Annotated in this window: 29 protein-coding genes; 3 read left to right on the top strand and 26 right to left on the bottom strand. The window is 57.2% G+C overall.

The features are described 5' to 3' along the window. Positions 1–11: 11 nt before the first annotated feature. The 23 genes from B145_RS0118870 to B145_RS0118765 form a co-directional block, all read right to left on the bottom strand. Complete coding sequence (locus B145_RS0118870; protein ID WP_157288516.1) at positions 12–2,732, bottom strand: phage tail tape measure protein; 2,721 nt, start codon at positions 2,730–2,732, stop codon at positions 12–14. A gap of 61 nt (positions 2,733–2,793) precedes the next feature. Beyond that, positions 2,794–2,910, bottom strand: a complete 117-nt coding sequence (locus B145_RS28245; RefSeq protein WP_018609448.1) for a GpE family phage tail protein — start codon at positions 2,908–2,910, stop codon at positions 2,794–2,796. A gap of 8 nt (positions 2,911–2,918) precedes the next feature. Beyond that, positions 2,919–3,242: a phage tail assembly protein gene (locus tag B145_RS0118860; RefSeq protein WP_018609446.1), complete on the bottom strand. Its 324-nt coding sequence runs from the start codon at positions 3,240–3,242 to the stop codon at positions 2,919–2,921. Between the two features lie 89 nt (positions 3,243–3,331). Then, positions 3,332–3,841, bottom strand: coding sequence for a phage major tail tube protein (locus tag B145_RS0118855; RefSeq protein ID WP_018609444.1), 510 nt, complete (start codon positions 3,839–3,841; stop codon positions 3,332–3,334). Positions 3,842–3,865: 24 nt separating this feature from the next. Next, positions 3,866–5,035, bottom strand: a complete 1,170-nt coding sequence (locus tag B145_RS0118850; RefSeq protein ID WP_018609442.1) for a phage tail sheath protein — start codon at positions 5,033–5,035, stop codon at positions 3,866–3,868. Between the two features lie 140 nt (positions 5,036–5,175). Then, on the bottom strand, positions 5,176–5,580 hold the full coding sequence (locus tag B145_RS0118845; protein ID WP_018609440.1) for a tail fiber assembly protein: 405 nt from the start codon (positions 5,578–5,580) through the stop codon (positions 5,176–5,178). 26 nt (positions 5,581–5,606) lie between these two features. After that, complete coding sequence (locus tag B145_RS29140; RefSeq protein WP_018609439.1) at positions 5,607–7,400, bottom strand: pyocin knob domain-containing protein; 1,794 nt, start codon at positions 7,398–7,400, stop codon at positions 5,607–5,609. Beyond that, entirely contained in the window at positions 7,400–8,020 is a 621-nt protein-coding gene (locus B145_RS0118835; protein WP_018609438.1) for a phage tail protein I, read from the bottom strand. The genes B145_RS29140 and B145_RS0118835 overlap by 1 nt, the downstream gene beginning before the upstream one ends. Next, positions 8,017–8,928: a baseplate assembly protein gene (locus B145_RS0118830; RefSeq protein ID WP_018609437.1), complete on the bottom strand. Its 912-nt coding sequence runs from the start codon at positions 8,926–8,928 to the stop codon at positions 8,017–8,019. Before B145_RS0118830 ends, B145_RS0118835 begins: the two co-directional genes overlap by 4 nt. Then, the gene (locus B145_RS0118825) at positions 8,925–9,329 is read right to left on the bottom strand and encodes a GPW/gp25 family protein (protein WP_018609436.1); all 405 of its coding nucleotides are present in this window, start codon (positions 9,327–9,329) and stop codon (positions 8,925–8,927) included. The genes B145_RS0118830 and B145_RS0118825 overlap by 4 nt, the downstream gene beginning before the upstream one ends. After that, positions 9,329–10,033 (bottom strand): phage baseplate assembly protein V, encoded by a 705-nt coding sequence (locus B145_RS26300; RefSeq protein ID WP_018609435.1) that lies wholly within the window; start codon positions 10,031–10,033, stop codon positions 9,329–9,331. Before B145_RS26300 ends, B145_RS0118825 begins: the two co-directional genes overlap by 1 nt. 125 nt (positions 10,034–10,158) lie before the next feature. Continuing rightward, positions 10,159–10,689 (bottom strand): hypothetical protein, encoded by a 531-nt coding sequence (locus tag B145_RS26295; RefSeq protein ID WP_018609434.1) that lies wholly within the window; start codon positions 10,687–10,689, stop codon positions 10,159–10,161. Between the two features lie 220 nt (positions 10,690–10,909). Then, positions 10,910–11,872 (bottom strand): hypothetical protein, encoded by a 963-nt coding sequence (locus B145_RS28795; RefSeq protein WP_157288515.1) that lies wholly within the window; start codon positions 11,870–11,872, stop codon positions 10,910–10,912. A 296-nt stretch (positions 11,873–12,168) separates the two neighbouring features. After that, positions 12,169–12,648 carry a phage virion morphogenesis protein gene (locus B145_RS0118810; protein ID WP_018609433.1) on the bottom strand — a complete coding sequence of 160 codons (480 nt, stop codon included), beginning with the start codon at positions 12,646–12,648 and terminating at the stop codon, positions 12,169–12,171. Then, complete coding sequence (locus B145_RS26290) at positions 12,645–13,148, bottom strand: phage tail protein (RefSeq protein WP_018609432.1); 504 nt, start codon at positions 13,146–13,148, stop codon at positions 12,645–12,647. The genes B145_RS0118810 and B145_RS26290 overlap by 4 nt, the downstream gene beginning before the upstream one ends. Positions 13,149–13,151: 3 nt before the next feature. Beyond that, entirely contained in the window at positions 13,152–13,802 is a 651-nt protein-coding gene (locus tag B145_RS0118800; RefSeq protein WP_018609431.1) for a hypothetical protein, read from the bottom strand. Further along, positions 13,799–14,425 (bottom strand): glycoside hydrolase family protein, encoded by a 627-nt coding sequence (locus B145_RS26285; protein ID WP_018609430.1) that lies wholly within the window; start codon positions 14,423–14,425, stop codon positions 13,799–13,801. Before B145_RS26285 ends, B145_RS0118800 begins: the two co-directional genes overlap by 4 nt. Next, the gene (locus tag B145_RS0118790; protein WP_018609429.1) at positions 14,415–14,675 is read right to left on the bottom strand and encodes a phage holin family protein; all 261 of its coding nucleotides are present in this window, start codon (positions 14,673–14,675) and stop codon (positions 14,415–14,417) included. Before B145_RS0118790 ends, B145_RS26285 begins: the two co-directional genes overlap by 11 nt. A 6-nt stretch (positions 14,676–14,681) precedes the next feature. Further along, positions 14,682–14,906, bottom strand: coding sequence for a tail protein X (locus B145_RS0118785; protein WP_018609412.1), 225 nt, complete (start codon positions 14,904–14,906; stop codon positions 14,682–14,684). A gap of 22 nt (positions 14,907–14,928) precedes the next feature. Further along, on the bottom strand, positions 14,929–15,423 hold the full coding sequence (locus B145_RS0118780) for a head completion/stabilization protein (RefSeq protein WP_018609410.1): 495 nt from the start codon (positions 15,421–15,423) through the stop codon (positions 14,929–14,931). A gap of 188 nt (positions 15,424–15,611) precedes the next feature. Next, complete coding sequence (gene gpM / locus B145_RS0118775) at positions 15,612–16,292, bottom strand: phage terminase small subunit (protein WP_018609407.1); 681 nt, start codon at positions 16,290–16,292, stop codon at positions 15,612–15,614. Next, positions 16,292–17,377 (bottom strand): phage major capsid protein, P2 family, encoded by a 1,086-nt coding sequence (locus B145_RS0118770; protein WP_018609405.1) that lies wholly within the window; start codon positions 17,375–17,377, stop codon positions 16,292–16,294. The genes gpM and B145_RS0118770 overlap by 1 nt, the downstream gene beginning before the upstream one ends. 63 nt (positions 17,378–17,440) lie before the next feature. Then, complete coding sequence (locus B145_RS0118765) at positions 17,441–18,262, bottom strand: GPO family capsid scaffolding protein (protein ID WP_018609428.1); 822 nt, start codon at positions 18,260–18,262, stop codon at positions 17,441–17,443. A gap of 143 nt (positions 18,263–18,405) precedes the next feature. Here B145_RS0118765 and B145_RS0118760 point away from each other — a divergent pair, with 143 nt between their 5' ends. From B145_RS0118760 to B145_RS0118750, 3 genes are read left to right on the top strand one after another with little or no spacing between them, the layout of a single operon-like run. Beyond that, positions 18,406–20,223 carry a terminase ATPase subunit family protein gene (locus B145_RS0118760; RefSeq protein WP_018609427.1) on the top strand — a complete coding sequence of 606 codons (1,818 nt, stop codon included), beginning with the start codon at positions 18,406–18,408 and terminating at the stop codon, positions 20,221–20,223. After that, positions 20,220–21,323 carry a phage portal protein gene (locus tag B145_RS0118755; RefSeq protein WP_018609426.1) on the top strand — a complete coding sequence of 368 codons (1,104 nt, stop codon included), beginning with the start codon at positions 20,220–20,222 and terminating at the stop codon, positions 21,321–21,323. The genes B145_RS0118760 and B145_RS0118755 overlap by 4 nt, the downstream gene beginning before the upstream one ends. 21 nt (positions 21,324–21,344) lie before the next feature. Continuing rightward, a complete protein-coding gene (locus B145_RS0118750; RefSeq protein WP_018609425.1) occupies positions 21,345–22,073 on the top strand; it encodes a DNA-methyltransferase in 729 nt (242 codons plus the stop codon). Positions 22,074–22,204: 131 nt separating this feature from the next. Here B145_RS0118750 and B145_RS0118745 read toward each other — a convergent pair whose 3' ends face one another. The 3 genes from B145_RS0118745 to B145_RS0118735 form a co-directional block, all read right to left on the bottom strand. Continuing rightward, positions 22,205–23,155 (bottom strand): MrcB family domain-containing protein, encoded by a 951-nt coding sequence (locus tag B145_RS0118745; protein WP_018609424.1) that lies wholly within the window; start codon positions 23,153–23,155, stop codon positions 22,205–22,207. A 334-nt stretch (positions 23,156–23,489) separates the two neighbouring features. Next, positions 23,490–24,023 carry a hypothetical protein gene (locus B145_RS0118740; RefSeq protein ID WP_211209886.1) on the bottom strand — a complete coding sequence of 178 codons (534 nt, stop codon included), beginning with the start codon at positions 24,021–24,023 and terminating at the stop codon, positions 23,490–23,492. Continuing rightward, the coding region (locus tag B145_RS0118735; protein WP_018609422.1) for a transposase at positions 23,989–24,243 on the bottom strand (255 nt) is incomplete at its 5' end. The genes B145_RS0118740 and B145_RS0118735, both read right to left, overlap by 35 nt.

Here is a 24,243-nt window from a genome sequence, read left to right as displayed (position 1 = left end):
TAGTGGGTTGGTTAGTTATCAATCAGCCGCGCACGCGAACGGGCATCCTTTTGACGTTGGGCACGTTCGATCTCGCGGGCGACCATCTTGGCCAAGGCTTGTTCATCCATGCCGGGTGCCGCGTGGATATGCACAACAATAGGCGGGCTGGAATTCGCCCCTTGTGGTGCGGCTTGGCTCATCTGGATAGGTGTCACAGGCGGGGCCGCACTGATCGGGGCGGCACTCAACACCCCCACGCCCGTAGCACTCGCGGCCATCAGGCGCCGCGTCAGTTGATTGACGGTGGAAAGTGGCCCACGCTGGCCTGCCTGCAAGCCCACATCCAGCCCCTGCATGGTGTAGTGGCCAAGCGTGGCAAATACACGCGAAGGCGAGTGGATACCGAGCTTTTCCTTGAACCAATTGACGGTCGCGTCCCCCGCGTTGAAGATCGCGGTTTTCACGCCCACCAAGCCGCGTGATATGCCGGTGACAATCCCATCCATGAGCATCGTGCCAAAGCCTGTAAAGCGGCTGGGCAACTCCACCCCGAACCAGGACAACACCGCCGCCCAGGCGCGATAAATCATCCCGATGGGTGACCAGTTCAGGCACAGCGCAGCAATGCCAGCGATACCGCCTGAGAAGGCGCCTTGAACTTCCGCCCACACCGAGAGAAAGAAAGCCTTGATGGGTTCCCAATAGGTGATCAGCGTGCGGGCCGCACCAATGATCGGAAATATGGCATTCAGAATCGGGTACTTCTCGAAAACGCCATCCACATAGCTCCACACTGCAAGAAAGAAAGCCTTGAGAGGTTCCCAATACTTCCAGATCAGAAGGGCTGCAATGGCAATGCCCCCGACAATGGCAATGAGGGGGTTTTCCATGAGGAATACCGTGGAGGCACTGATTGCGCCTGTCACCACGGCCCAGGCGCCCGCAAAGCCCGCCGCAATGGCACTGAACCCGGCCATGGCACTGCCCACCATGGCAAAGGGCGCAAGGAGCGCGGCGATGCCCAGCAGCAAGCCACCGAGCACCACCAGGAGGCCACCGATGGCCACCGCCGATACAGATATCCACTTTGCCAGTTCAGGATTCTCTTTGATCCAGGCAGAGGTCGCATCAATGACCTGATTGACCGCATCGAGTGCCTGCATATAGACCGGCAAAACTTGCTCACCGATCTGCAACATGATGTCGCGTAGCTTGGCCTGGGCAATCAACTCCTTGCCGGAAGCCATTTCCATGGCCTTGGCGTGCAGTTCTTCAATGCCATCCGCCCCCATGGAGAGCTTGGCGCTCTTGTGAATCTGGTCACGCTGCATAACCATGGTGGCCATCAGGTTGGCCGCAGTGCGGTTACTGAAGATCGAGGCAATCGCGTCATTGATCTTGCCGGGGTCAGTAATCCCCTTGGCGGCGAGCTTGGGCAGCAGCACCTTTTGCAGCCATTCAAAGGGGGAGGCGGTAAAGAGTTCGCCTTCGAGCAAAGCACCGGGCTTAAAGCGCTTGAGCTGGCCCACCTTGTCATATTCGACCTTGCTCTTGTCGAGTAGCCCCAGGCGTTCCATTTCACGGGCCGCCCTGACGGTGGTCTTACCCTGATAGATCCCCTGATAGGCCGACATGAGGCCCGTACCCACGGCATGGCCACCCATTTCCTGCACGAGCGGCTCCAACTGGTTGTAGAAGGCGTCCGAGCGCATCTGCTTGGCCGCCACTCCGCCGGTTTTGATGAGGTCGCGCCATTGATCGGCGCCCACGCGGCCCCCGGTGGCGGTGATCACCTGCTGGATACGGTTGGCTTCTGCTTTGAAAGCACCTTCGCTCTTGGTGCCCCCGCGCAACTCCACCACCTTCATCATGTTCATGAACTGCTCTTCGTTCTGCGCGCCGCCTTCCTTGCCAAACACCGCCTCATTGGCAAACTTCATTTTTGCCAACATCGGGGCCACCATCTTGGCGTGGTGCGTGTCGGCAAAGATCGTGGTCGCATCCCGTACAAGTGTCATATTGTCCGTGGTGCTGGTGCCGATGACCTTCATTGCGCGGGCATATTCTTCCGCTTCCTTGGTTGCCGCAGTGCCCAGCCCCAGGGCCGCAATGCGCGTGCGCTCCCCTTGGAACTTCTTGGCTTCATCAAGCGGCACGTGGGCGGCCATCAGCATGCCCCCGCCCGCAGCCATCATGCCCACCCCTGTACCGGCCAGTTTGTCGCGGGCAGCGCCTGCCTGATGGGCGCCTTGGCTGATCCGGTTCAAGCGCTCAAGCCTTTGTTGCTGGGCCTGCAAGGTGGCGTTGGTCTCGCGGGTGGCGCGGTTTAAGCGTGCTTGGTGTTCGGCCAGATTGCGGGTGGAAATACCCTCGTTATTCAAGGCCGTGCGCAGGCGTTGGGCGCGTTCAATCAGCTCACTATGGCGATTGCGTAACTCAGCGCCCCGCGCCTTGAGCTTCTCCATCTCCTTGGCCATTTCCCGGGTGGGGTTGGCCGTGGCGGCCATGGCCTTGGTCAGTTCCTTGATCTTGGATTGGGTGGTCTTCAGTTCATTGGACGTGATGGCCGCCTGACGTTGCACGTTATGGAAAGACTTGATGGCTGCTTGCTGGCGATCCAGTTGTTTGAGCTGCTCGCGGGTTGCACGCAGGGCACGGGCCGCTCCCTGGCTACTCAGGCTCATCTGGCGCAAAGGGCGGGTCAGGCGATCTATCGCACCAAACACCACTTCCAGTTTCAAGCGATCCATGCCCATTTGCGTGTCTATCCTTATGTCATTTCGCGCATTGTTCGGCGCATCATTCCGCGCATTACTCGGTTCTGCCTGATCGCTCCACGGCCATGTCATGCCAGCGCATCAGCTCATCCAGTTCCATGTCATACATCGCTTGCGGTGGCCAGTGAAACACCACCGCAAGGTTGGCCATCACGCCGTCTATTTCGGAGAGTCGGCTTTGTTCTCCGCCTTCACAAAAAAACTGGTGACTTCACTGCCAAGAGACAGGATGTCCGCCACATCCATGGCCTTGATATCCGCTTCGGTGAGCGTCGGCGTGGTGATGCGCGGCAGCAAGGTGGTCAGCGTGAGGACATCCATCTGCATGACGTTGTAGAGAGACAGCCCCCGCAAAGCGCCTGCATTGGGTTTGGTGACGGTGATCTGATCAATGACCTGATCGCCGCGCTTGATGGGGGTGTCAAGCGTGACGGTGGCCGCGTTGGCAGAGGGGGAGGGGGTGGCTGTGGTGGGTTTGCTCATGGGTGAAATGTCCTTAAAAAGCAGTGCTAAATAACGGTGTTAAAAATGAGGGCTAAAAAATGAGAGACAAAAATTGTCTGTGCGTGGGCTTACAAGCCCAGGGCAGCGCGGCGTGCGGCCAGTAAATCCACACCATCGACAATGCAGATCATGTTCAGGATGTCGACTTCGATCAGCACTGATCCATTGACGGTGAGCTTGTAATAGCTCAAGGTGCTCTTGACCTTGAAGTCGGTCTTATCCCCCGCCTTGGCATTCCCAAAGTCAATTTCCTTGTGACGGCCACGCACGGTGATTTCCACTGCATCCACTTCACCGGTATCTTCGCGCTCATAGGAACCGGCAAAGCGCAGCAAGACCCCGCCCACGGTGGTGACCCCAAAATTCTTCAGAATGTCTTTCATGAACCCGGCATAGTTGTGACCAAGTTCCAGTTTCTCCATGCCGAGGTCGGTCTCGATTTCCGCATCCATGCCACCCGAGCGGTAGGCTTCCATCTTGCGCGAGAGTTTGGGGAGTTCCACTTCAATGCACTGGCCCACAAACGACACACCGTCGTGAAACAGATTAAAACCTTTCAGAATGCTGGGTAATGCCATGGTAATGTCCTTTCCTGTCTATGCTTAGGCTTTGACGCGGCTGGCGAAGTCAGCCAGATAGCGGTCGGTGATGCGCTGGCGGAACAAGAGGTTCTCCAGCGGGGGCACAGGGGTGTAGTCGTAGTCGATGTAGAGCTTGCCCGCCTTGAGCGTGTCCTTCTGATTCACGTCCGTGTCATACCAAGCCATCCCGTCCAGGATGTAACCCAGCGTCTTCCACTCGCGCATCTTGGCGTTGATGCCTTCGATCATGTCGCGGGCCAAGGAAGGCGTGAGCGGCTTGTCGTTGGCCCACATATGGGCTTCGGCAACGGTGTCGGCCATGATTTGCGCGGTACGGGTGTAGTTCTCAAAATAGAAGGTATCCGTCGAGCAGGTACGTGACCCCCAGAAGCGATAGCCTTCGTGCTCGATCAGGGTGGTGACCCCGTTACTGTTCAGATAATCCGAGTCAGTGGCCGTGTCTTGCAGATCCCAATACACATCCTGGGAAATGCCGGTCACGCCATTGACGACGACGTTGGAAAGCGTTTTATGCCAGCCCACCTCTTCATCGATCTTGGCGCGCAAGCCCACGGCACGCGCCGTGGCAGGCACCACAAGGCTGGAAGACGAGGCCGTATCCCAGGCCACGTAATCGGGCCAGATCACCATCAGTTCGCGTGCGCCCAGCTTGTTGCGGTAGGCGGTGGCTTCTTCCTTGGTGTGGGCGCCATAGGCTGACACATAGCCAAAGGCGCGCAGCTTCTGCGCCACGCTCGCCAGTTCTGTGGCCACTTCCAGGGTATCCAGACCGGGGCAGGCCAGAATCCGGGGCTTGACCTGCAAACGGGACTTGGCGGCAAGAAGCGCCTTCATGCCGGTGAAACGGCCTGATGCGTCCGTGCCCCCGATCACATGGGTGTTTTGTTCAGCGAGGTCTTTGGCTTCCGGGATGCGCACGACGATGCATGCCGCATTGGCCTGATCGGCAATCGCATCCAGCGTCAGCCCGATGGTGCCGGTCGAACCCGCCTTACCTGCGGCAGCCTGAATGTTGGTTTTTAAAACCGGGGTGTTCAGTGGGAAGGCATCCGCGTCCGCATTGTCGCCGGTGACGACCACGCCAATGACGGCGGTATTGACGGTGGTAATCGGGTGGGTGCCTTCGTTGAGTTCCAGCACCCGCACGCCGTGGTGATAATCTGCTGCCATGTTTGCTCCTGCTTTGGAGAAAGAGGGAATGGCACTAGAGTGCCCCATGCGCGGGAGCGTGTCGCGCAAGGGGTGTTGTAGAGTGAGGTTATGACAATAGAGTGGTGAGCGTCGGGCTTGATCGGCTCGCTCAAGCGTGATTATTTGCCCACGACCTCGGGAACCTCGGGCCACACCACATCCGCAGGAAACCCGGCTTGCGTGGTGATATCGCGTAGCGCCTGCCGGTAGGCTTTGACGCTGGCCAACTGCTTGGCCGTGATGGGGTAATCGGGCATGACAAGGTAATCGGTGGTGGCAATCAGTGCATCCCGCCGAGCACGCACCTGGGTGGCCAGCACTTCCAGGCTGGGGGCAGGGGGATCAATGGCGATGGGTAATCCTTCGGCATCGGCTGCAATGAGCTTTCCAGCCCCTTGCGCCGCCATGAGTGCCTGATGGGTGCCCACGCTGATTTCGATGGCGTCTTCCGGTAATTCGGTGTGGATCGCGGAATCATAGAAGCCACATTGAGAGGCAGAGAAATAGAGGGTCTTGTTTGTCATATCGTGTTCAGTCCTGTTCAATCCGATCAGAAGCCGATGGCAAGGTAGAAGATGGGCGTGGTGCCGCCCCCAGCGCCCCCGACGTTGTAGACGGCCACAGGAATGCCTGTCTTGGTAGCAGCGTCCGCGTTCGCTAAAACTGTGGTGACATTCACCCCCGGAGAAATGATGTTGCCCACGAAGGACACCATCCGATTGGGAAAAGCCACCGGGAAGGTCAGCGTGGTGAATGCCCCCGTGTTGGCCACATTGACGCGGCCCAATTGAATGATCCAGCCGTTTGAGCAAAAGTAGCTCGCCCTGTCCGATGGAAAGCGCAGATCGATTGAGTTATGCACATAGTAGGCATTGGAGACTTGATCTGTGGTGCTCCACGCCGGGGGCGTGGGAGCGGTGGGGACGCCCGTTAAAGCCGGGCTGTCGGAGCCGACCACTTTGCTCCATGCTGACCACACCCCGGCGTTCTCTGCTCTGAACCAGAGTTCATTGACGCTTTGCGGCATCGCCAACTGTGCGGCATACAGCCCATTGGCATTGGGGAGCACGATCACAAACCACGCCGAGATAGCCGGATTGGGCGCATTGGTGCTGGTCGCCGCCAGCCACAAGCCGGAAGTCGTCAGCGCATTCATGTCTCCCACCCAATCACTCAAGTCATTGGTGCCCAGACCAAATTGCATCAATGCCGAGCGCACAAATGCCGTGTTGGCCAGTTGAGCATTGTTGGTGCCTGCTGCAGCGGTGGGGGCGGTAGGCGTACCAGTGAGGGCTGGAGAGGCCAGCGGGGCGTAGCCGTTATGTGTGTGCCCCAGGGCGGCATACAAGGCATCGGTCTGCGCCTGGGTGAGTTTGCCACCCGTAGCGGCCTGCACAAAGGCGGTGGTCGCCAGTTGTGCGTTATTGGTGCCTGCTGCGGCGGTCGGGCCGGTGGGCGTACCTGTGAGCGCAGGGGACGCCAAGGGCGCCTTGGCGGCCAGTGCATTGGTGATGGTGGTCGCAAAGTTCGGGTCATTGCCCAGCGCCGTGGCCAGCTCATTGAGCGTATCCAGCGCAGCAGGGGAGTTATTGACGAGCGAAGCAATCGCAGAGGATACCGCCGCTGCAATGGCTGCCTGTACAAAGGCTGTATTGGCCAGTTGTGCGTTATTCGTGCCAGCCGTTGCGGTGGGGGCGGTGGGTGTGCCGGTCAGTGCAGGAGAAGCCAGCGGGGCGTAGCCGCTATGCGTGTGGCCAATGGCCGCATACAGGGCATCGGTTTGGGTCTGGGTGAGTTTGCCACTCAGCGCGGCTTGCACAAAGGCCGTGGTCGCCAATTGTAGGGTATTGGTGCCTGCAGCAGCCGTGGGGCCGGTGGGCGTGCCGGTGAGCGCAGGGGAGGCCAGCGGGGCTTTGGCGGCCAGCGCATTGGTGATGGTGGTCGCAAAGTTCGGGTCGTTGCCCAAGGCTGTGGCTAACTCGTTCAAGGTGTCCAGTGCAGCGGGGGAGTTATTGACGAGCGAAGCGATGGCGGAAGATACCGCCGCCGCAATGGCGGTCTGTACAAAGGCCGTATTGGCCACTTGTTCGTCATGGCTGTTTGCTTCAGCCGTGGGGGCGGTCGGCTGACCGGTGAGCGCGGGAGACTCCAGGGGCGCTTTAGTGTTGGCCAGCGCCTCGCACAAAGCGCGCAGGAACTGGGTACGGTTGGCCAGTTGTCGCGTGGGCTTGTTGTCCAGGCCATCCGGCCCACCCTGTACGGGGTCGGTGGTCTGAAACTCATAGACCCCCGCCTCCCAAGTGGGGGATTCTGTCAGGTTGGTCTCATTGTTGATAGTGCCCATCAAATGCTCCTGTCGGAAATAATGCCGCGTGTATATTGGCCGTCACGTCGGGCGGTGCCGTTGTGACGGTTGGCGGCTTCATTGAAATTGAGTTCTGCCAAGTGGCAGCAATTGCGCGTCACCTGCATGATCGCGGTGCGAATCTGGCGGGCTTGGTCAATCGTGACGGGCCGATGCAAAAACACCTTGAAGCGTGCCCAACTCAAAGAGCCGCCATGTTCGCGGCGACCATTGCGAAGCTGGGTGCCATCTCGCTGCCAGATATCACAGCGCTCCATGATTTCAGCATCGGGGTGACCCAAAGCGGCCAGCACACGGCGGATCGCCGCAGGCGTGCCTTTCTGGCGGTGGATGGCACGGGATTCTTTGATGACGGCGCGCTTGCGCTCTTCAGGCCATGTGGCGTCCCACGTATCGACCGATTCGGCCCAAGCCAGGATATGCAGCAGAGCTGCCGGGCAGGAGTTTGCGTCCCATAATGTGGGCACCAGATCGGCAGGCATGCGCGATGACACATCCCAAGCCAGCGCCTGGGCCGCCCGGCGCTCCAGGGGCGTGGCATTGGGGGGTAACAGACGGCCAGCAGCAGAAACCGCCACCCCTGAAGTATCCGTACTCATTGATCCACCCCCGCAGGCGTGACGGTAATGCCCATGCAATACGCGGCTTGCTGCCCGGTGCAGACAATCCCATCCGCTGGCGTGTTGATCACCGCCCGTTGCACCCCTGAGCGGTGGGCCGCAGCATGGATGCCCGAGACGGTCACGTCATAATCCAGGCGGTGACGGGCAGCAGCGTAGAGCGCCAATTCCTGCTTGGCTTCGGTGACCACCACCGCGCTATCCGGGCCGGGCAGAATAAAGAGCGTGATATCCAGCGTATAGCGGATCACCTGGGCCGCTGTAACGATCACCTCTTCACACAAGGGCCGTACTGTTTCACTGTTCAAGGCCGCCGATACGATAGCCAGCAAATCCTGGGTGGGGGTGCCATCGCCTTCAGTGGAGAGGATCGTCACCCGCGTAGTGCCCGGCGTGGGGCTGTCGACATAGGCATCCAGCACCCGTGCATCCGCACTCTTGGCAAACCACTTGTAGGCGTCCGTTGGCCCTGCCGTGGAATAGCTCTCTGGCTTGGACGCGAGACGCGCACGGTAGGCTTCATCTAATTCATACACCGCCGCTACAGGGGGCACGGCGGTGGTATCGGTAGGCGTGACGAGCAAGCGGGGTTCGCGGTAATAGGTCACGCCGATGTGATCCAGATCACCCTGGGTGGCATAGGCCAGCATCACGGCGCGCGCTTCGTCGTTATACCGGGCGCGTAAGATCATCTCCCGGTAACAGTTCTCCTGCAAAAGACGCGTGAGCGGTTCGGATTCCAAGGCTAGTGTTGCCACAATGCCCGCCTGTTGGTCAGCCGGGTAGAGCGCGATAAAGGCGGCCTTGCGTGCGGCCAAGAGCGTCTCAAAATCCAGCGTTTCAATTACATCCGGGGCGGTGAGTTNGGACAGATCAATCGTGCTCATGACGACACCTTCAGCGCCGCCCCCAGGGGTACGCGCAAATTAAAGGGGGTTTGAGTGGCCACCACGGTTCCGGCCAGATCCACGATCAGGGTGCCGGGGGAAGAAGAATCCGTGGGCTGGGTGAGATAGACGGTTTTGAGGGTGACGCGGGGTTCCCAGCGCAGGATGGCCGCAGCACACGCGGCGACCACCCGGATACGGGTCAGCGGATTCAGCGGCGCATCAATCATGAACGGCAGAAGCGAGCCGAATTCACGCCGGGCCACGCATGAACCCAAAGGCGTATTGAGAATCTGGCCGATGCACATCTGGATATGCGCCAGCCCCGAGACAAAAAGCCCCGTTTCGGGATTCATGCCCGTGGTGGCCATGACGGTGGAGGAAGAAGAGGAAGTACCCATCACTGCGGGCCTCCCGTTGTACCGCCGCCGGTGCCATGCTCAGGGTGCGTGTGGCCACGCTGGCTGATGTTCCCCGCAATGACATCGCCATCGGTCACGAAATTGCCCCCGGTTTGCTTGACCGAACCCGAGATGACCGTGCCTGCACCGCCACCAAAACCGGATAGACCGGCCATGTAGGTGAGCAGTCCTATGATCTTGGCCAAGCCCCGCACCAAGAGATTGCCGCCGATAGTGACATTCCCCGTAAATTCGGTTTCTGGCACATCGAATAGCGCCTTTTGGCTTGCAATGATGGACAGCGTCTTGATGCCTGAGATGTCCAGATGCCCCGCCGCATGGTCGTAACTCACCCGCGCCCCATCGGGGTACTCGGTGACGTGCGTAGAAGGGGAATCATCCGGGGGTGGAATGCCATCGGAATTGAGCGCAGGGATCACCACGCCCAGGGCTGGGTCGCCACTTGGGCACAGGACGATGACCTGCTCGCCTTTTGTGGGCGGGTTCCAGGTGCGGGTCGTTCCACCGCGTAATTCCACCCAGGGCAGCCAGGTGGTTTCAAGCGCAGACGCACCCGCGCCAGAGCGCACCCGCACGCGGGGTGGATTGGCGTGCTGCACTGCAAAGACTGAGCCGGTACGGATCAGGTTCTCGAAGCGGCGCAGCAGGTCGGAGAATTCGGCGTTGGGGGTATTGGCATCCATGCAGAGAGGATGCCAAGCGGGAGATCAGATGTCGTGTGGTGGGTGTTGTAGGAGTAAAGATAACGACGGGAAATGATGATGTTGCGCAAGCTGGGGAAGAAGTCCTAACAACCCCTTTGATTGTATTAAGTGAGAGGAGTGGAAGGGGTGATGATCGGATGGTCACCAGTCTTGATATTTATTAATGTTGCTTCTACCTGCGGTCGGAAAACGGGGTCTTTATACAGGTCTGAAAGAGCACGAAGTGTTAGTTGAGCATGGCTATTGAAGGCAATTTTAGGTGCTGGTGTAAATGCGCACGACATTATCTCAAAGTTGTTCACTCCTTCAAATATTAGTAGACTGTGATCGAATTTGCATCGTTCAAATGACATTCCGTCAATGTTGATTTGTTGCACCCCAAATTGTTTGCCTTCAACTTTCTTTAATGATTTACTGGGTGAGTAAAGTTGCTTGTATATTGGGCGGAGTAGTAGGTAAATAAATGGAGATATGATAAATACCCATATTGGAATGTTAATAGATTTAGATAAATAGTCTTGATAAAACTGATTCCATCCAAGAACTATAGTAACGACTGAACTGCACGCGGAAATGAGAAATACAACTATGTTGATGCCGGTATTCTTTTGTAGCCAACTGTAAAATTCTTTCATGGATTGTCTCCCCTGCTTTTTTGGTGCGATTTTGCATTGGTTGTTGATTTAGTGTCTGCTAGCTATGTATTGGAGCAATTTTGTCTGCTGAACTGTACATGCTGTTATGTAAGTGCTGCAGCGTTAAATTTAATAGATCTGTTTAAGCTGTGGCGGAAAAGTCTGGACCCTATGTGTGCATTCTCGCTGTTTGTCGAGTGTTGTTTGCCAAATTGACTTTTCAATAAGGTGGGTAGAATGACCAATCATTCTTGTGTGATGATTGAGATTCCCGTCTGCAATGATCAAGAACTTCCAATCTGTATTGTTCAAATCCACTTTCCATTTCAAATAGTGAAATCAGGAGAGATAGATTTAGCACGGACCCACCAATGGTCTGTATGTTTGTAGAGCCATGAAGTGACTGATTTCTCCACCGGTAAAGCAGGTCGAATGGGTCTTGGGTTCCATCAAGCGATGAGAGATGAGTACAGAACTTATCCAACAGTACTTTTAGTTGTGGGGGTGCAACCATTGATTTGTGCAAAAACAACAGGTCACGTAAGCTGCTGCATTGGCGATCACGCAACGTTTTTCCATTTGGGTCATAGCTCTTTGGGTTGCCTTTCTTATTTGGAACTGAGAAGGCAGAAAGAACCTGCCCATCAAAGGCAACAAAAGTTGCGCAGGCTCGCTTCAGAACTGCTTCTAGTAGAGGGAAACTGAGATAAGCAAGAACCAAGTGGGATTTTTGAAGAAGCAGTTTTGCGTGGTGAGGTTGCAATGCCTGGATGTGCATTTTCGTCTGCCATTGTTCCATCGTTTCCTGAACTGATGCTGGCGGTCTCCTGCAATTCGCCAATGCTGCGTGAATTGATGTTTCGTAGAGTGACTTGATTTCGTGTTGCGTGGGTGGGAATAATTGGGAGCGTGGGTTCAAAAGCAACTCCCCACACCATGACCATAGCTCATAGTGGTCATGGTCTATGAAGGTGTTGAAGCCCGGACGAAGTAGAACTTTAGAAAGACCGATCAGTGCCGTGCTCAGCGTTTCATGACTGAGTTCGTAGAAATTGACTCCATTTGCCAACAGTCGAAATTTCTCTGTCCTCGACCCGGTTTCAATTTTTTCCTCGGATGTGACTGAGGCCAAGCACCAATCATCGCAGAGTTGTTCAATATAGGCTGGGGTAAATTGAGTCATAGGTACAAATTACCTCCGTATATATTCGCATTGTGAAGGAGCCTGAGGCAATAACTGACTGTCGAGCATAAAGTATTATGAAAACTCCCTGCAGTTAGCCAACGCCGTTGCCTTAAGTATTACACCGCATTTGTGGAAAATGAGATTTTTCGAAGTGTCCGTTGGTCAATTAGCCTTCAATTCTGATTGGCTACATTACTTAGCATACCCCCGCCCAAACGTCATGTGTAGTCTCCTACCCAAGAAGGTGTGATCAATGTCGCAAGGTTGTTTGGAGGTAAATGTGGGTGTTTGGCCTACTTGGCCAGATGATCCAACACGACGTTTTCAATCATCGCCCGTTCTGTGTTCGTGATGCCCAATAGTTGCCGGGCCGGATACTTGATGGTCAGCGCCCCAAGTTTTCGGCTGACGCGATCCTTCAAGCCAAACTGATGTACGCGGGCTATAGCCTGTACCGGGCCTTTGAAGGTGATGGTGGCCGCGTTGGGGCTGGCCTCAACTTTGAGGTACTTGGTGGTACGCAGCTTCTTGAACATCTGGCCGCGCTTCTTGCGGGCTGCGAGTTTGGCACGGATGCGCCCCTGGGAGGCAAGGCGGGAGGTGCGCGGGGCGTAGGGGCTGCCGTCCGGGTTCTGCTGGGTGGCAATGCGCTTGGCCTGGGTGGTGCGGAGTTTCGTGGCCAACTCGCGGGCCATCTGGCGCCGGGCGGTATCACTGGTGTGGGCGATCAAGCCCGCAAGGTTCGCTTCTAGCGGGGCAAGATCATCACTCATGGCTGTTTTACGCTATCCGGGTCTGTGATGGGCCAGTCAGTCTCAACACCATGCAGGTAGAGTTCCCACCCGGCGCCGGGGGCTTCCATGCCTTCAATGACCGGTTCTGGTTTGTGCTGGGCCATGAGCGGGCCGTCTGCCTTTCCGTCTGCCGTGCTGATCACCACCGATTCGGTGAGCTTCAGCTTGATAGCGATGTCATAGGTCTGATCATTCAGAATCTCCACCTCAAAGCTGATCTTGGGGCGGTCAGGGTTTTGCAGTAGGTCTGATTGATGCGTGGCCACCCAGGCCAGCAAAGGGGCAAAGAGGCTATCCGGGTGGCCTGCAAAATCCACCAAGACGATATTCAAGGTGTATTGATAGCGCCAGCCCTGGGCACGGCTCAAGCTGGCGTGGACTTCGCCTTCATCAATGAAGAGGGCGAAGTTATCCGGTGAGGTGCTGATATGCGGATTGGCACGGATGAGCGCCTCGCGCAGGCTGGCGGGTTTGATCATGGCCTACCAACTCCAGCCGACACGCACGCGGGCCTGCAAATCGCCCGCCCGTTCGCGTAACGCTTCAGCACCCAGGCGGATGCGCCCCAGGTCGCGTTCCAGCCACACGCCTGGGCTTTTGTCATGGCCCACGCTCAAGCCAGCGGCCCAGGGGTGAGCGGCAGGCAGCAAGGCCGACTCAATCGGGATATCCAGGCCACCGATGACGATGCCGTCCGGGCTGGATGCGATCACGCGCCGCCCCCCGTTCTGGCGGATCAATGACAAATCTACCGTCACCGGGGCGCAATCGGTCTGCGCCTGGGCCGGGGGGCTGGATTGATCCGCTGGCGGAGTGGCGGCGGTTTTTGGGTACGGGTGGAGAGATGCGGGGCGGGGTTTGACCGTCACCGAGATACGCCGTTCTTCCACCGCACCTTTGGGGATTACATGCGGGGCAGGGGGCAAGGCTTCCTGTTTTGGGGTGCGTGCCAGGATCTGGCTGCCATCGGCCTGGGATTGGGCGGCAGCAGGCGCGGTGTTTTCTGGCTGGGGAGCAGAAGTCTTACAAACTACATAAACAAAGAGGCAAATACTCGAAATGAGTAATAAATTTAGTGCAATCGAGATGGGCTTTATCTGGAAATTGAAGAAAGGAAATTGTTTGATATTCATGGTGCGATGTCCATCAGGTTGTATTCAGGGCGGGCGGCTTCCTGGGCGTAGTCGCGCATCAGTTGATTGAACTCTGTGCGGGTTGCCGGGGTGGGCTGCCAGGGTTGTGTGTTGCTGATGCCTGCCTCGCAGATGAGGCGTTCCAGGGCACGGCGCTTGACCAGACCTTCCAGCCGGATGCGTTGCCCGGTGCGTCGATCCCGCCCGGTCACAAAGATCGCGCGCCCCTTGTCGTCGATCTGCAAGGCGCGGCACATATCGGTCCATTGGCCGCGCTTTGCGTGCTGGTAGGCGTCCGAATGCTTCCAGGCGGCAACCCCCGCGTTGTAGGTGAAGGAGCAGGCCGCCGCCAGCGCAAAGGGATGTGCGCGGATAGCCGGGGCAGACTCCACCACCGGGCTGCAATGGGTGATCAAGGCTTGCTCCATGCTCGCCCTGCATTGGGCTGCGGTATAGGTCTTGCCGACCACCACATCATGCGTATCCCCCATGCATTTGGTGGGAATGCCCAGCGGATCACGATAACCCACTTGGCTGACGCCTTCCTCCTTGGGAATGAAAGTCACCAGCATGGCCGCAGCAGCGGCCCCCACCACGGTGGCCAGGGTGCGCTTAGTCGTCATCGCTGATGCCCTTCCCGGTGCCGGTCACAATCTCCACAAGCCGTCCTGAAGTCAGGGCCGCCACTTCGCGCTGATCCCGACGACGCTTGTAGTACCAGTTAATGGCAAAGGTGCCGACCCCCAAGGCCACGCCGATCTTGCTTTCCAATGGCATACCGGCCCAAGCATCGGAGGCAGATTGATACAGCCCCTTGAGGGTGAGAAATACACTGGTGCCGTAGCTCGCCAAAGTGGTGTTTGATGTTGTCATAGTCTTTCAATCCCAAAGATTGACCGTTGCCGCCGTCGTGGTCGTATTGCTTCCCGTTGTAGAGGTGGCCGGGTCAGGCATCACCACCTGGGTGCCGTGAGGGAGAAACGGCCCCAAGGCAGCCATGCCGGGGTTATCCACTAAAATCTGTTCGACATAACCAGCCGTGGCGCCATACATGCGCCAGCACAGAGCGTCCAGTGTTTCGCCTTGGCGGGCCGTGGCAATCATGTTTTTAGACTCATCTGATCCATCAAATTAACTCCACCGTGGTACGCCCACGGCCTTGGATATCTGCGAGCGCCCAGGCCGCATCGCGGCGCAGATCCTCAATCGGGGACTCCACCAGTTCCGCATGCCGGGCACCGGCCCCGGTGGCATCAAAGCCCCGGTAACGTTCCGCGAGGTTGGCAGCGGCCATGCAATGCACAGCGCGCAAGAAGCGATGCACATGAATGGATTCGCCATCCACCTGGGGGGCAGGCACTTGGGCCAGCGCGGTGAAGCCTTCAGCAAGGCAGGCAAACTTCCAGTCGGAAAGCGTTTCAATGGCCGATATCGCCGCTTCCACCAAAGCCGCCCGCAAGCGTTCTTCCAGTACCGTGCCATCCAGGCGCATGGCCAGACGTGCCTTGCGTGGATCAACGACAGGCCAGAAGGGGCCGGTATCAATGACGCCACCGGATACCCCCGCAGGGTCTGCGCCCACACTGACGACGGGGCTTGAGCCGAAGGGATTTGTATTCATGCCAAGAGGATTTACTGTTGTCATATCCGTTCAGCCTTTCTTGTTGTGTGCTGGCAGTGGGGTGTGAGTGGGGTGTCTATGGGGGGCGGTGGTCAGGGCAGAAGATTTTGACAATGGCAAGCCATGTCTCCACCTTCGCCCTGAGCCGCCCAGGTGCGGGGTGCGCCCGGTGTGGGAGACTCAGGCGGTCAGCCTGAGCCTTCCAGGTTCTTCAATTCGCGTTCAATGCGCTCAATGTCCTTTTTCACGCCCACGCGCTCATAGAGTTGCAAGGCACGCTGTAGCCACGCGAGACACTGCCGCAATCGATCCGGGGTGACTCGCTTCTGCGCCAGCATGGCATAGGCCGCTGCCTTGTGCAGCGTGGCGCGCACCTCATCGGGCATGTCTTCATGGGCGGTCAAGGCCATGCAGTCCGCCAAGCATTCGGCATAGTTGGCCTGATCGACTGTGTTAGCCCGTAAGGTGGTCTCGGCCATTTCTTCGGCGATCAGGCAAGCCACCGTGCGCTTGAAGCGATCCGGCATCACGAGCTTGTAGGTGAGCGCATAGCGGGCGAGCGTCAGGGCAGAAGCGAAGTCGGCCACATCGATGTGCCAGAGCATCACCATCATGAACACATCATCTTGCACCCCGGATTTTCCGGCGAGCACCCCTTCCACCCACGCGGCATACTCGGGCAAGAGTTCGCGCTTGACTGCGATTTTGCGTTGGGTGGATTGAATCTGATGCAGGCGCCGCCGGTCTTCATCCAGCTTGGCCAACATCAACTCGTAACCGGTCGCGTGGTGGCGGGCGTTGGCCACGCCCTGCTTGGCCGCCAGGGCGGCCAAGCAGCGCTCCATATGGGCTTTGGCGTGGTTGATCATCAGGCACCCGTTGTAGCGGTACTGGCCGGGGCGGTCGCAGCATTCCCCTGTGACGCCGGATCTTCGATGATCTGGATGTTTTCAGCGGCGGCGATGCATTCGTAATTCTCGATCACGTAGGCATCATTGCTCGACTCATAGTTGGCGATGCGGTCGCGCTTGGGCTCATCGAGCACGGCACGGCGACGCCCACCTTCCTGATAGTAGATCGACAGATTATCCAGGCGTGTGACCAGCAAGGTGTTTTCAGGGAAGAAGGGCACGGTCACCGCCTGCAGGCCGCCCACACGCTTCTGGCTCATGATCACATCCGTGGCGAGCACATCGGTGGCGCGTTGATCCCGATTGACCAGGGGGAAGTATTTGTCTTCCAGCAGGCCGCGCCCCATGATCACCACCAGCCCCGGGTCTTCACGGTGCCAGGGTTTGATGTTGTTGCTGACCAAGTGCATGACCAGGGCATCCAGATTCTTGTAGCCATCATACTTGTCTACGCTGTTGCCGATTTTGACTGTACCGGAACCGGCCTTCGCCTCTGTCATGAAGAGCGCGCCATTGCTGTATTCACGGATGAGCTGCAGCCAGCCCTTGTTCACGTCCTGCAGGAGCGGGTTTTTCGTCAGATCGGTTTCCACCGCAGCACGGACGCCGTTCCAGCCGATCATGATGCGGTCCAGTGCCTGACGCGTGACGATCAGATCACGGATGCGGGTCTGGAAATCCGGGAACTTGGCCCAGGCATCGAGCTTGGCGTAGGTCAGGTGCGTGTCATAGTTGGTCTGCACGCATTGGTAGCCGCGTTCATCCATCGTGGTGATGTCGCGCGTGCTGCGTTCCTTCTGCGTGGTGTCCGTCCGGGAAGCAATCGGCCCGCCCACTCCCAGGCCCAGGATCTGGCCGGATTGTTCAGTCACCCCCATGATGTTGATCTTTTGCAGGAAGGCGCTGCTCTCCTGCATTTTGGTTTCCAGCTTCTGCTGCACGGTGGGCGTGACGGCAAATTTTTCAGCCGCATTGGGCACACCATTCAAGGTGGCTACCTGGGCGGTGAAGGCATTAAAGACTTTGCGGGTTTCGTTACGCATGGCGGTGTTTCTCCATTGTCATTTTTGGGTGTCTGTCGGGGTTGGCGGTGTCGGCTTGGGGTTTCAGCAATCGGTCTGAATTGCACCCGTGCCACCGGTGGCGTGCGGACGTTCAGGGCTGCCTTGCTGGCCTGAGAGTTGCACCTTGAGCGCGGCAAACTCCTGAGCGAGCTTTTCATGGGCGGCGGCAAGCACTTCGACCTTGGCCACCCCGGCCCCGCATTGAGAAAGCCTGGTTTCCACTTCCACCACCTGGGTGGCAATGGTTTCCACCGCGCCGTGCACATCGGCAAAGCGGGCGTCATCCCCTTGTTCGCGCCGGGCAAACATTGTCTTGATGCGCTCCACCAGACCGGGAATCGTGGTGACGTCTTCAAACTCCATCACGGTTTCAGCGGCAGAGCTAAAGAGGTTATGCGGNTGGGTTTTACGGACGGCCAGCGGATTGACTGTTGCTTGAGCCGAGAATTGCAGCATTTCAGTCCCCAGGCTTGCCGGGTTGTCGGTCACGGCCAGCCCCACCAGATAGGCTTCCCCGGTTTCGGCAAAGTTCGTGTTGATCTCGCAGGAGGTATACACCTTCTGGCGGGCCTTATTCAGTGTCACGAGATCATCCGTGGGGGAGATTTGCGCCAAGAGACGCAACTTGCCGTCCGCTTCTTCCGTACTCAAAGCCAGCACATCACCATAGGCACCAAAGGGGGAGCCGGGCAGTGGCATCACCCCCTTGATGTGTTCCAGATTCACACGGGCGCCATATGTTTGCGGGTTGTAGTTCTTGGCCATCTGCTCGATCCAGGCGCGCTCAATCGTGCGCCCATCGGTGGTGGCCCCTTCGGTGGCGATGCGGAAATACTTGGATTGCTTCTTTGCTTGCCCGGCCATGTCGGTGTCCTGTGTGCGTGATGTTTGCGATGGACACAGTGTCGGCCAGCGAGGCGTTTGCCTCAATAAAACCCTGTTGTAAAACCAGGGCTATACGTTTTGCATAGGTGGTATAGGGCGGGCGAGACAGGCACATTGGCCTGATGGACAAGACCAATACTTCCCCCTTCAGTGATCATCGTGCAGGCGCTGCTGATACCGTTCAGGCTGTAGTGACTGACGACACGCTACAAGCACGGGCGCGGGATTTGTACTACCAGGGCTACCGGGTCTCAGAGATTGCCCGGCGTTTGCAGGTGCGCGCTTCTACTGTGCACAGTTGGAAGCGTCGTGGCAAGTGGGATGAAGCCGATGCACTTACCCGGATTGAATACGTCACCGAATCGCGCCTCAATCTCCTGATCGCCAAGGAATCCAAATCCAATGCGGATTACAAGGAAATTGACGCGCTGGGGCGCTTGCTTGAGCGCCAAGCCCGCATCAAGCGCTACCAGGGCACAGGCCGTGAGGGCGATCTGAACCCGGCGATTGCCGAACGCAACCGGGGCAGCACCCGCAAGCCGCCCGAACGGAATGCGATCAGCGAAGCGCAGCAGCGGCGCATGGAAGATGCCTTCATGGATGGCCTGTTTGGCTACCAGAAGCATTGGTACCGGGCCGGGTTGCAAGAGCGCATCCGCAATCTGCTGAAGAGCCGCCAGATCGGCGCGACCTTCTACTTCGCGCGTGAAGCCCTGATTGATGCCCTGAAGACCGGGCGCAATCAGATATTCCTGTCTGCGAGCAAAGCGCAAGCCCACCAGTTCAAGAGCTACATCCAAGAGTTCGCCCGCACCACGGCGGATGTGGAACTGCGCGGCGAGAAGATCCTGCTACCGAACGAAGCGGAATTGATCTTCCTGGGCACGAACAGCCGCACGGCGCAGAGCTACCACGGCAACCTCTACCTTGATGAGTATTTCTGGATTCAGAAATTCCGCGACCTTCGCAAGGTGGCCAGCGGCATGGCGAGCCAGAAGCGCTGGCGCCAGACCTACTTTTCTACACCGTCGACCTTGACCCATGAAGCCTATCCGTTTTGGGCAGGCACACTCTTCAACAAGGGGCGGCCCAAGTCTGAGCAGATCGAGCTGGATATCCGCCATGAGGCTTTAGCGGGTGGTCGACATTGCGAGGATGGCCAATGGCGCCAGATCGTCACGATTCTGGATGCTGCGGCCAGTGGCTGTGATCTTTTCGATATCCAGCAATTGCGCTTGGAGTATTCGCCGGAAGAGTTCCTGCAGCTTTTCATGTGCCAGTTCATTGATGATGGCCGCTCAGTCTTTCCGCTCTCACTGCTGCAGCGCTGCATGGTGGACTCCTGGGAGGTGTGGGAAGACTTCCGCCCCTTCCATGCCCGGCCCTTTGCCGACCGCCCGGTCTGGATCGGTTACGACCCCAGCCACACGGGGGACAGTGCTGGGCTGGTGGTGATCGCGCCCCCTGTGGTAGCCGGTGGCAAGTTTCGCGTGCTGGATCGTATGCAGTTCCAGGGGCTGGATTTTGAGGAGCAGGCCAAGCGTATCGAACTGCTGACCCACACCTATAACGTGCAGCACATCGCCATTGATACCACCGGCCTGGGGCAGGGCGTGTATCAACTCGTTCGCCAGTTCTTCCCCATGGCGGTGGGCCTCAATTACTCGCCCGACTTGAAGGTGCGCATGGTTTTGAAGGCCTTGAACATCATTGAGCGCGGGCGCCTTGAGTTTGACGCGGGCTGGACGGATCTGGCCGCCGCCTTCATGGCCATCAAGAAGACCACCACCGCCAGCGGGCGACAAATCACTTTTGAAGCCGGGCGCAGTGAAGAGACGAGCCACGCCGATCTGGCCTGGGCCTGCCTGCATGCATTACTCAATGAACCCCTTGAAGGGGCGACGACCACCAACACCGGATTTATGGAGATTTTTGGATGAGCAAGAAACGGGGCCGCACCCAACAAACCGGCAACACAGGCAATACCAGCCAAGCCAGCCACCCCCACACAGCCGAACACCTGAGCGCCAACGGCCTGCCGGACACCCGCCCGCTCTCTTCTGGCGAGTGGGGCGCCTTCAGCTTTGGCGATCCGCTCCCGGTACTGGACCGGCGCGAGCTGTTTGATTATCTGGAATGCGTCGGCAATGGCAAGTGGTATGAGCCGCCCATTTCCATGCATGCACTGGCCCAGGTCTTTAGGGCCACGGTGCATCACGCCAGCCCCATGTACGTGAAGCGCAACATCCTTGTCAGCACATTTCAGCCACACAAGCTATTGAGCCGGGCAGAGTTCAGCCGCTTTGTGCTGGATTACCTGACCTTTGGCAATGCCTATATGGAGCGTATCAGTAACCGCCTGGGCGGCACGCTGCAACTGAAGACCAGTTTGGCCAAATACACCCGGCGTGGGCTGGACTTGGAAACCTACTACTTTTTGCGGGCTGGCCAACTGGATCATGCATTCGCCCCCGGTGAAGTGTTTCACTTGATGGAGCCGGATATCAACCAGGAAGTTTATGGCCTGCCGGAATACCTCGCGGCCATGAGTAGTGTATTGCTCAATGAGTCGGCCACACTTTTTAGGCGCAAGTATTACCTCAACGGCTCGCATGCCGGGTTCATTTTCTACATGACCGACCCCGCGCACAATCAGAAGGATGTCGACAACCTGCGCGAAGCCTTGAGGAATTCAAAAGGGCCGGGCAACTTCAGGAACCTCTTCATGTACGCCCCTGGCGGCAAGAAAGACGGCCTGCAACTGCTGCCCGTCTCAGAGGTCGCCGCCAAAGATGAATTCCTGCACATCAAGAACGTGACGCGTGACGACCAGTTGGCCGCCCACCGCGTACCGCCGCAGCTTCTTGGCATCATCCCGCACAACACAGGGGGATTTGGGGATGCCGCCCAGGCCGCCGCCGTGTTTGCCGCCAATGAGGTGGCCCCGCTGCAATCCCGCATGCTTGAAATAAACGATTGGCTGGGGGAAGAGGTCGTGAGCTTCACGCCCTATGCCTTGGCCACCAATGCAACACCATAAGTCTAAACAAGAGAAACGCCCATGAAGAAACAAACCCAATCAATGCCATTGAATACCCTGCAACAAGGGGACTGCCTCAAGTTTCTGGCGGCCCTGCCAGACCACAGCGCCGATGCCCTGATCACCGATCCGCCCTACTCAAGCGGAGGGCTGCACATCAGCGCCAAGCAGGCCGTCACATCCAAAAAATACCTGGGTTCCAATGGTGCAAGTTACCCGGAGTTCCTGGGCGACCACCGCGATCAGCGATCCCATCTACATTGGAGCCTGTTGTGGTTATCCGAATGCTACCGGGTGTTGAAACCCGGCGCGCCGGTCTGCCTCTTCAGTGACTGGCGCCAGTTGCCGACCACCACCGATGCCCTGCAAGGGGCAGGCTTCCTGTGGCGCGGCATTACCGTATGGGACAAGACCGAGGGGGTACGCCCCCAGCCTGGGCGATTCCGCCAGCAGGCTGAATACGTGGTATGGGGCAGCAAGGGCGACATGCCTTTGCAACGTGGTGTGGGCGTATTGCCTGGGGTGTACCGGGTGAGCATCAAGGCAGCAGACAAACACCACACTACCGGCAAGCCCACCGAACTGATGCGTTCCCTCGTAAAAATCTGCCAGCCCGGCGGGGTGATCCTTGATCCGTTTGCCGGGAGTGGCACCACCTTGGTGGCAGCCGCGCAGGAAGGCTACCAGTGGCTGGGCTGTGAGCTATCCGCCGAGTACGCTCAGGTAGCGCGGCAGCGGTTGGCGGCGTAGCAGGGGAGGGGACGTAGATATGACAAAGCCGCCTGCGGGCGGCTTTGTCATAATGGAGCCTGGTTTGAGTCGCAAGCACGTGGATCGCTGTTTGTTGAAAATTCCAATAGGTCAAAAATGAGACTGTTCGGTTAGCCCAGGAAATGCAGCTTTATAAATAATTCTATGTCATCGACGCAGCCAGAACGATGAATCATCCGATGGCAGTTTGAGCAAAGTACCACGAAGTCTGTTGCGGGATTCATTGCAACCTTCTTTCCCTTGATTGAAGCTAGAGGTTGAAGGTGATGAGCTTCAATATATTCTTTACCGATTTCCCCGTAACGTGCTTCAAAGTTGGTTTTACATACTCGGCAAGTATAACCATGATGTTTTTTTGCCGCTTTGGCTAGACTTGCGTTACGTTCGATGCGTTTGTGCATACGAAAACGTGTGGCATCTTCGTATGCTAGTTGTGGCGGTTCATCCCCCTCCGGGGCTGTATTGCTCACTTCGCTACTGGTTTCACCCTGAACAAGGCTTTTATACAGTTGGACTATATTTGTGAGATCCGTCGTCAGTTGAGTGTCGTTTGGGAGGTGTCCCAAGGGATAAAACTTGGCACAAATATTCCCTGCCTCGTAGAAGGCCGTATCATTATTGGGTTCGGAGGGACGCAAATCGATGCTGAAGTCTCGAAAGTCACCGATATCCTTGCCAAGCATGGCACGGAAGTTGGCTGAGCGCGATTGCAATGCAGTCTTGGCGTCAGATTTATAGATTTTCTTCGCTTCTGTCATTCCTTGATTGAGGCTAAGGTATATTCCTGTCATATCTTCGCGAAACAGATAGACTGGGTAATAGCCGCTTTGCGCTCCGCCAGTGACGAGCTTGTCAAAAATTCCTATCCAAGGACCGCGTGCCCAATTGCCTTGGCCCGCACTGCCCTTAAAAACGAGGCGTTCGTCCTCGCCGACCGTGCGGGCGACGATATCGCGTAATTCTCCTCGAATGAAGTTTGCTGGTTCATGTTTAGTAAAGCTTTCTTGGCTAGCTGCCAGATACGCATGGAGTACTCGCTCTAGTCCCTCTTGCAAACCCACAGGTGTTTCCCCCTTCAATGTGCTAATGCAAAACACGGCGTAGGGCTGATATTTGCCTCTCGCACTATGTACACCGCGTATGGCGCGATTTTAGCATCGCTCAAGAAGTAGGGGCGAAGTGACTGTCCAATGCCTACTTCGATCCGTTGTGGGCGATCAGATTCTTGAAAAGCGGACATTTAACGATGAAAATCACCGAACCTCTGACAAGCATAGCTTGCCAGAGGTTCGGTGGATTGTGATATTAGCCGCCACGGTGCTAGTTTTTGATCTGATTACTCGGAAGGCATACCTCACTAAAACGGGGCTTCTTTATATTACCTTGAGCGCCATGTTAGACTGGAACAAAGCGCAGGATGTCTTCGCCCATGAATTTGTTGATGCTGTCTTTGACGGCAGAGTGCGGGTGAACGAGCTTCTTCTTAAGGTAAAACATGCTCCACGTTGTGATTGCTGTCGAGAACCCAATTTTTTCTGGAACGAAATGGTAAATGGCTGTGAAGTGCCCTTTAAGGGTTTTTGCCAGCGCAGTTGCGCCATCGCGTGAGTAACAGCACGAAAGGGTGAGAACGCGCTGCTGGCCTTCTGGGAGTGTTGGGAACATGGCAATTAGTTTTTTGCCAATATCAACCCAAGAGATTGCGCCCCCGATAAAGCCCAAACCTGCCTTTGACCCATGCCCACCAAGGTGAACGTACCTAATTCCGGCGTATTGACGTGGCATTACCGCTTTGAAGGAGTCCACCGTTGTGCAAGTGACCTGTTTAAGGCGCGTGCCTAGATTTCGATTTGCAAGAACGGCTCGAATTGTATCTGATTCGCTTAGAACCTGTTCACGATCTTTTGAGCAAAAGCGCCAGGAATGCAAGATGTATGAACTGCAAGCTTGTGTTGAGTTTGCGCTCGCAGTTCTTCCACAAACGCCTACATTTTTCGATCCAGGCAAATGACCGCTCAACCACCCAGCGCTGGGGTAGGACAGCAAAGGTATGCAACTGGTTGCGTTTGGCGATTTGAACCTTGGCGCCCAGAAGTTCTTCAACGGCCTTGGCAAAGGGGTGGCCGACATACCCTCCATCCGCAAGAAT

The organism is Uliginosibacterium gangwonense DSM 18521, from assembly GCF_000373965.1.
In the GTDB taxonomy this organism is placed as follows: domain Bacteria; phylum Pseudomonadota; class Gammaproteobacteria; order Burkholderiales; family Rhodocyclaceae; genus Uliginosibacterium; species Uliginosibacterium gangwonense.
The sequence above is the reverse complement of the archived record's forward strand: the minus strand, read 5'-3'. Positions and strand labels throughout refer to the sequence as shown.

Coding starts and splice junctions, on each gene's coding strand:
- B145_RS0118870 (WP_157288516.1), bottom strand. CDS start 2,732: ATGGATCGCTTGAAACTGGAAGTGGTGTTTGGTGCGATAGATCGCCTG.
- B145_RS28245 (WP_018609448.1), bottom strand. CDS start 2,910: ATGGCCAACCTTGCGGTGGTGTTTCACTGGCCACCGCAAGCGATGTAT.
- B145_RS0118860 (WP_018609446.1), bottom strand. CDS start 3,242: ATGAGCAAACCCACCACAGCCACCCCCTCCCCCTCTGCCAACGCGGCC.
- B145_RS0118855 (WP_018609444.1), bottom strand. CDS start 3,841: ATGGCATTACCCAGCATTCTGAAAGGTTTTAATCTGTTTCACGACGGT.
- B145_RS0118850 (WP_018609442.1), bottom strand. CDS start 5,035: ATGGCAGCAGATTATCACCACGGCGTGCGGGTGCTGGAACTCAACGAA.
- B145_RS0118845 (WP_018609440.1), bottom strand. CDS start 5,580: ATGACAAACAAGACCCTCTATTTCTCTGCCTCTCAATGTGGCTTCTAT.
- B145_RS29140 (WP_018609439.1), bottom strand. CDS start 7,400: ATGGGCACTATCAACAATGAGACCAACCTGACAGAATCCCCCACTTGG.
- B145_RS0118835 (WP_018609438.1), bottom strand. CDS start 8,020: ATGAGTACGGATACTTCAGGGGTGGCGGTTTCTGCTGCTGGCCGTCTG.
- B145_RS0118825 (WP_018609436.1), bottom strand. CDS start 9,329: ATGGGTACTTCCTCTTCTTCCTCCACCGTCATGGCCACCACGGGCATG.
- B145_RS26300 (WP_018609435.1), bottom strand. CDS start 10,033: ATGGATGCCAATACCCCCAACGCCGAATTCTCCGACCTGCTGCGCCGC.
- B145_RS26295 (WP_018609434.1), bottom strand. CDS start 10,689: ATGAAAGAATTTTACAGTTGGCTACAAAAGAATACCGGCATCAACATA.
- B145_RS28795 (WP_157288515.1), bottom strand. CDS start 11,872: ATGACTCAATTTACCCCAGCCTATATTGAACAACTCTGCGATGATTGG.
- B145_RS0118810 (WP_018609433.1), bottom strand. CDS start 12,648: ATGAGTGATGATCTTGCCCCGCTAGAAGCGAACCTTGCGGGCTTGATC.
- B145_RS26290 (WP_018609432.1), bottom strand. CDS start 13,148: ATGATCAAACCCGCCAGCCTGCGCGAGGCGCTCATCCGTGCCAATCCG.
- B145_RS0118800 (WP_018609431.1), bottom strand. CDS start 13,802: ATGAATATCAAACAATTTCCTTTCTTCAATTTCCAGATAAAGCCCATC.
- B145_RS26285 (WP_018609430.1), bottom strand. CDS start 14,425: ATGACGACTAAGCGCACCCTGGCCACCGTGGTGGGGGCCGCTGCTGCG.
- B145_RS0118790 (WP_018609429.1), bottom strand. CDS start 14,675: ATGACAACATCAAACACCACTTTGGCGAGCTACGGCACCAGTGTATTT.
- B145_RS0118785 (WP_018609412.1), bottom strand. CDS start 14,906: ATGATTGCCACGGCCCGCCAAGGCGAAACACTGGACGCTCTGTGCTGG.
- B145_RS0118780 (WP_018609410.1), bottom strand. CDS start 15,423: ATGAATACAAATCCCTTCGGCTCAAGCCCCGTCGTCAGTGTGGGCGCA.
- gpM (WP_018609407.1), bottom strand. CDS start 16,292: ATGATCAACCACGCCAAAGCCCATATGGAGCGCTGCTTGGCCGCCCTG.
- B145_RS0118770 (WP_018609405.1), bottom strand. CDS start 17,377: ATGCGTAACGAAACCCGCAAAGTCTTTAATGCCTTCACCGCCCAGGTA.
- B145_RS0118760 (WP_018609427.1), top strand. CDS start 18,406: ATGGACAAGACCAATACTTCCCCCTTCAGTGATCATCGTGCAGGCGCT.
- B145_RS0118755 (WP_018609426.1), top strand. CDS start 20,220: ATGAGCAAGAAACGGGGCCGCACCCAACAAACCGGCAACACAGGCAAT.
- B145_RS0118750 (WP_018609425.1), top strand. CDS start 21,345: ATGAAGAAACAAACCCAATCAATGCCATTGAATACCCTGCAACAAGGG.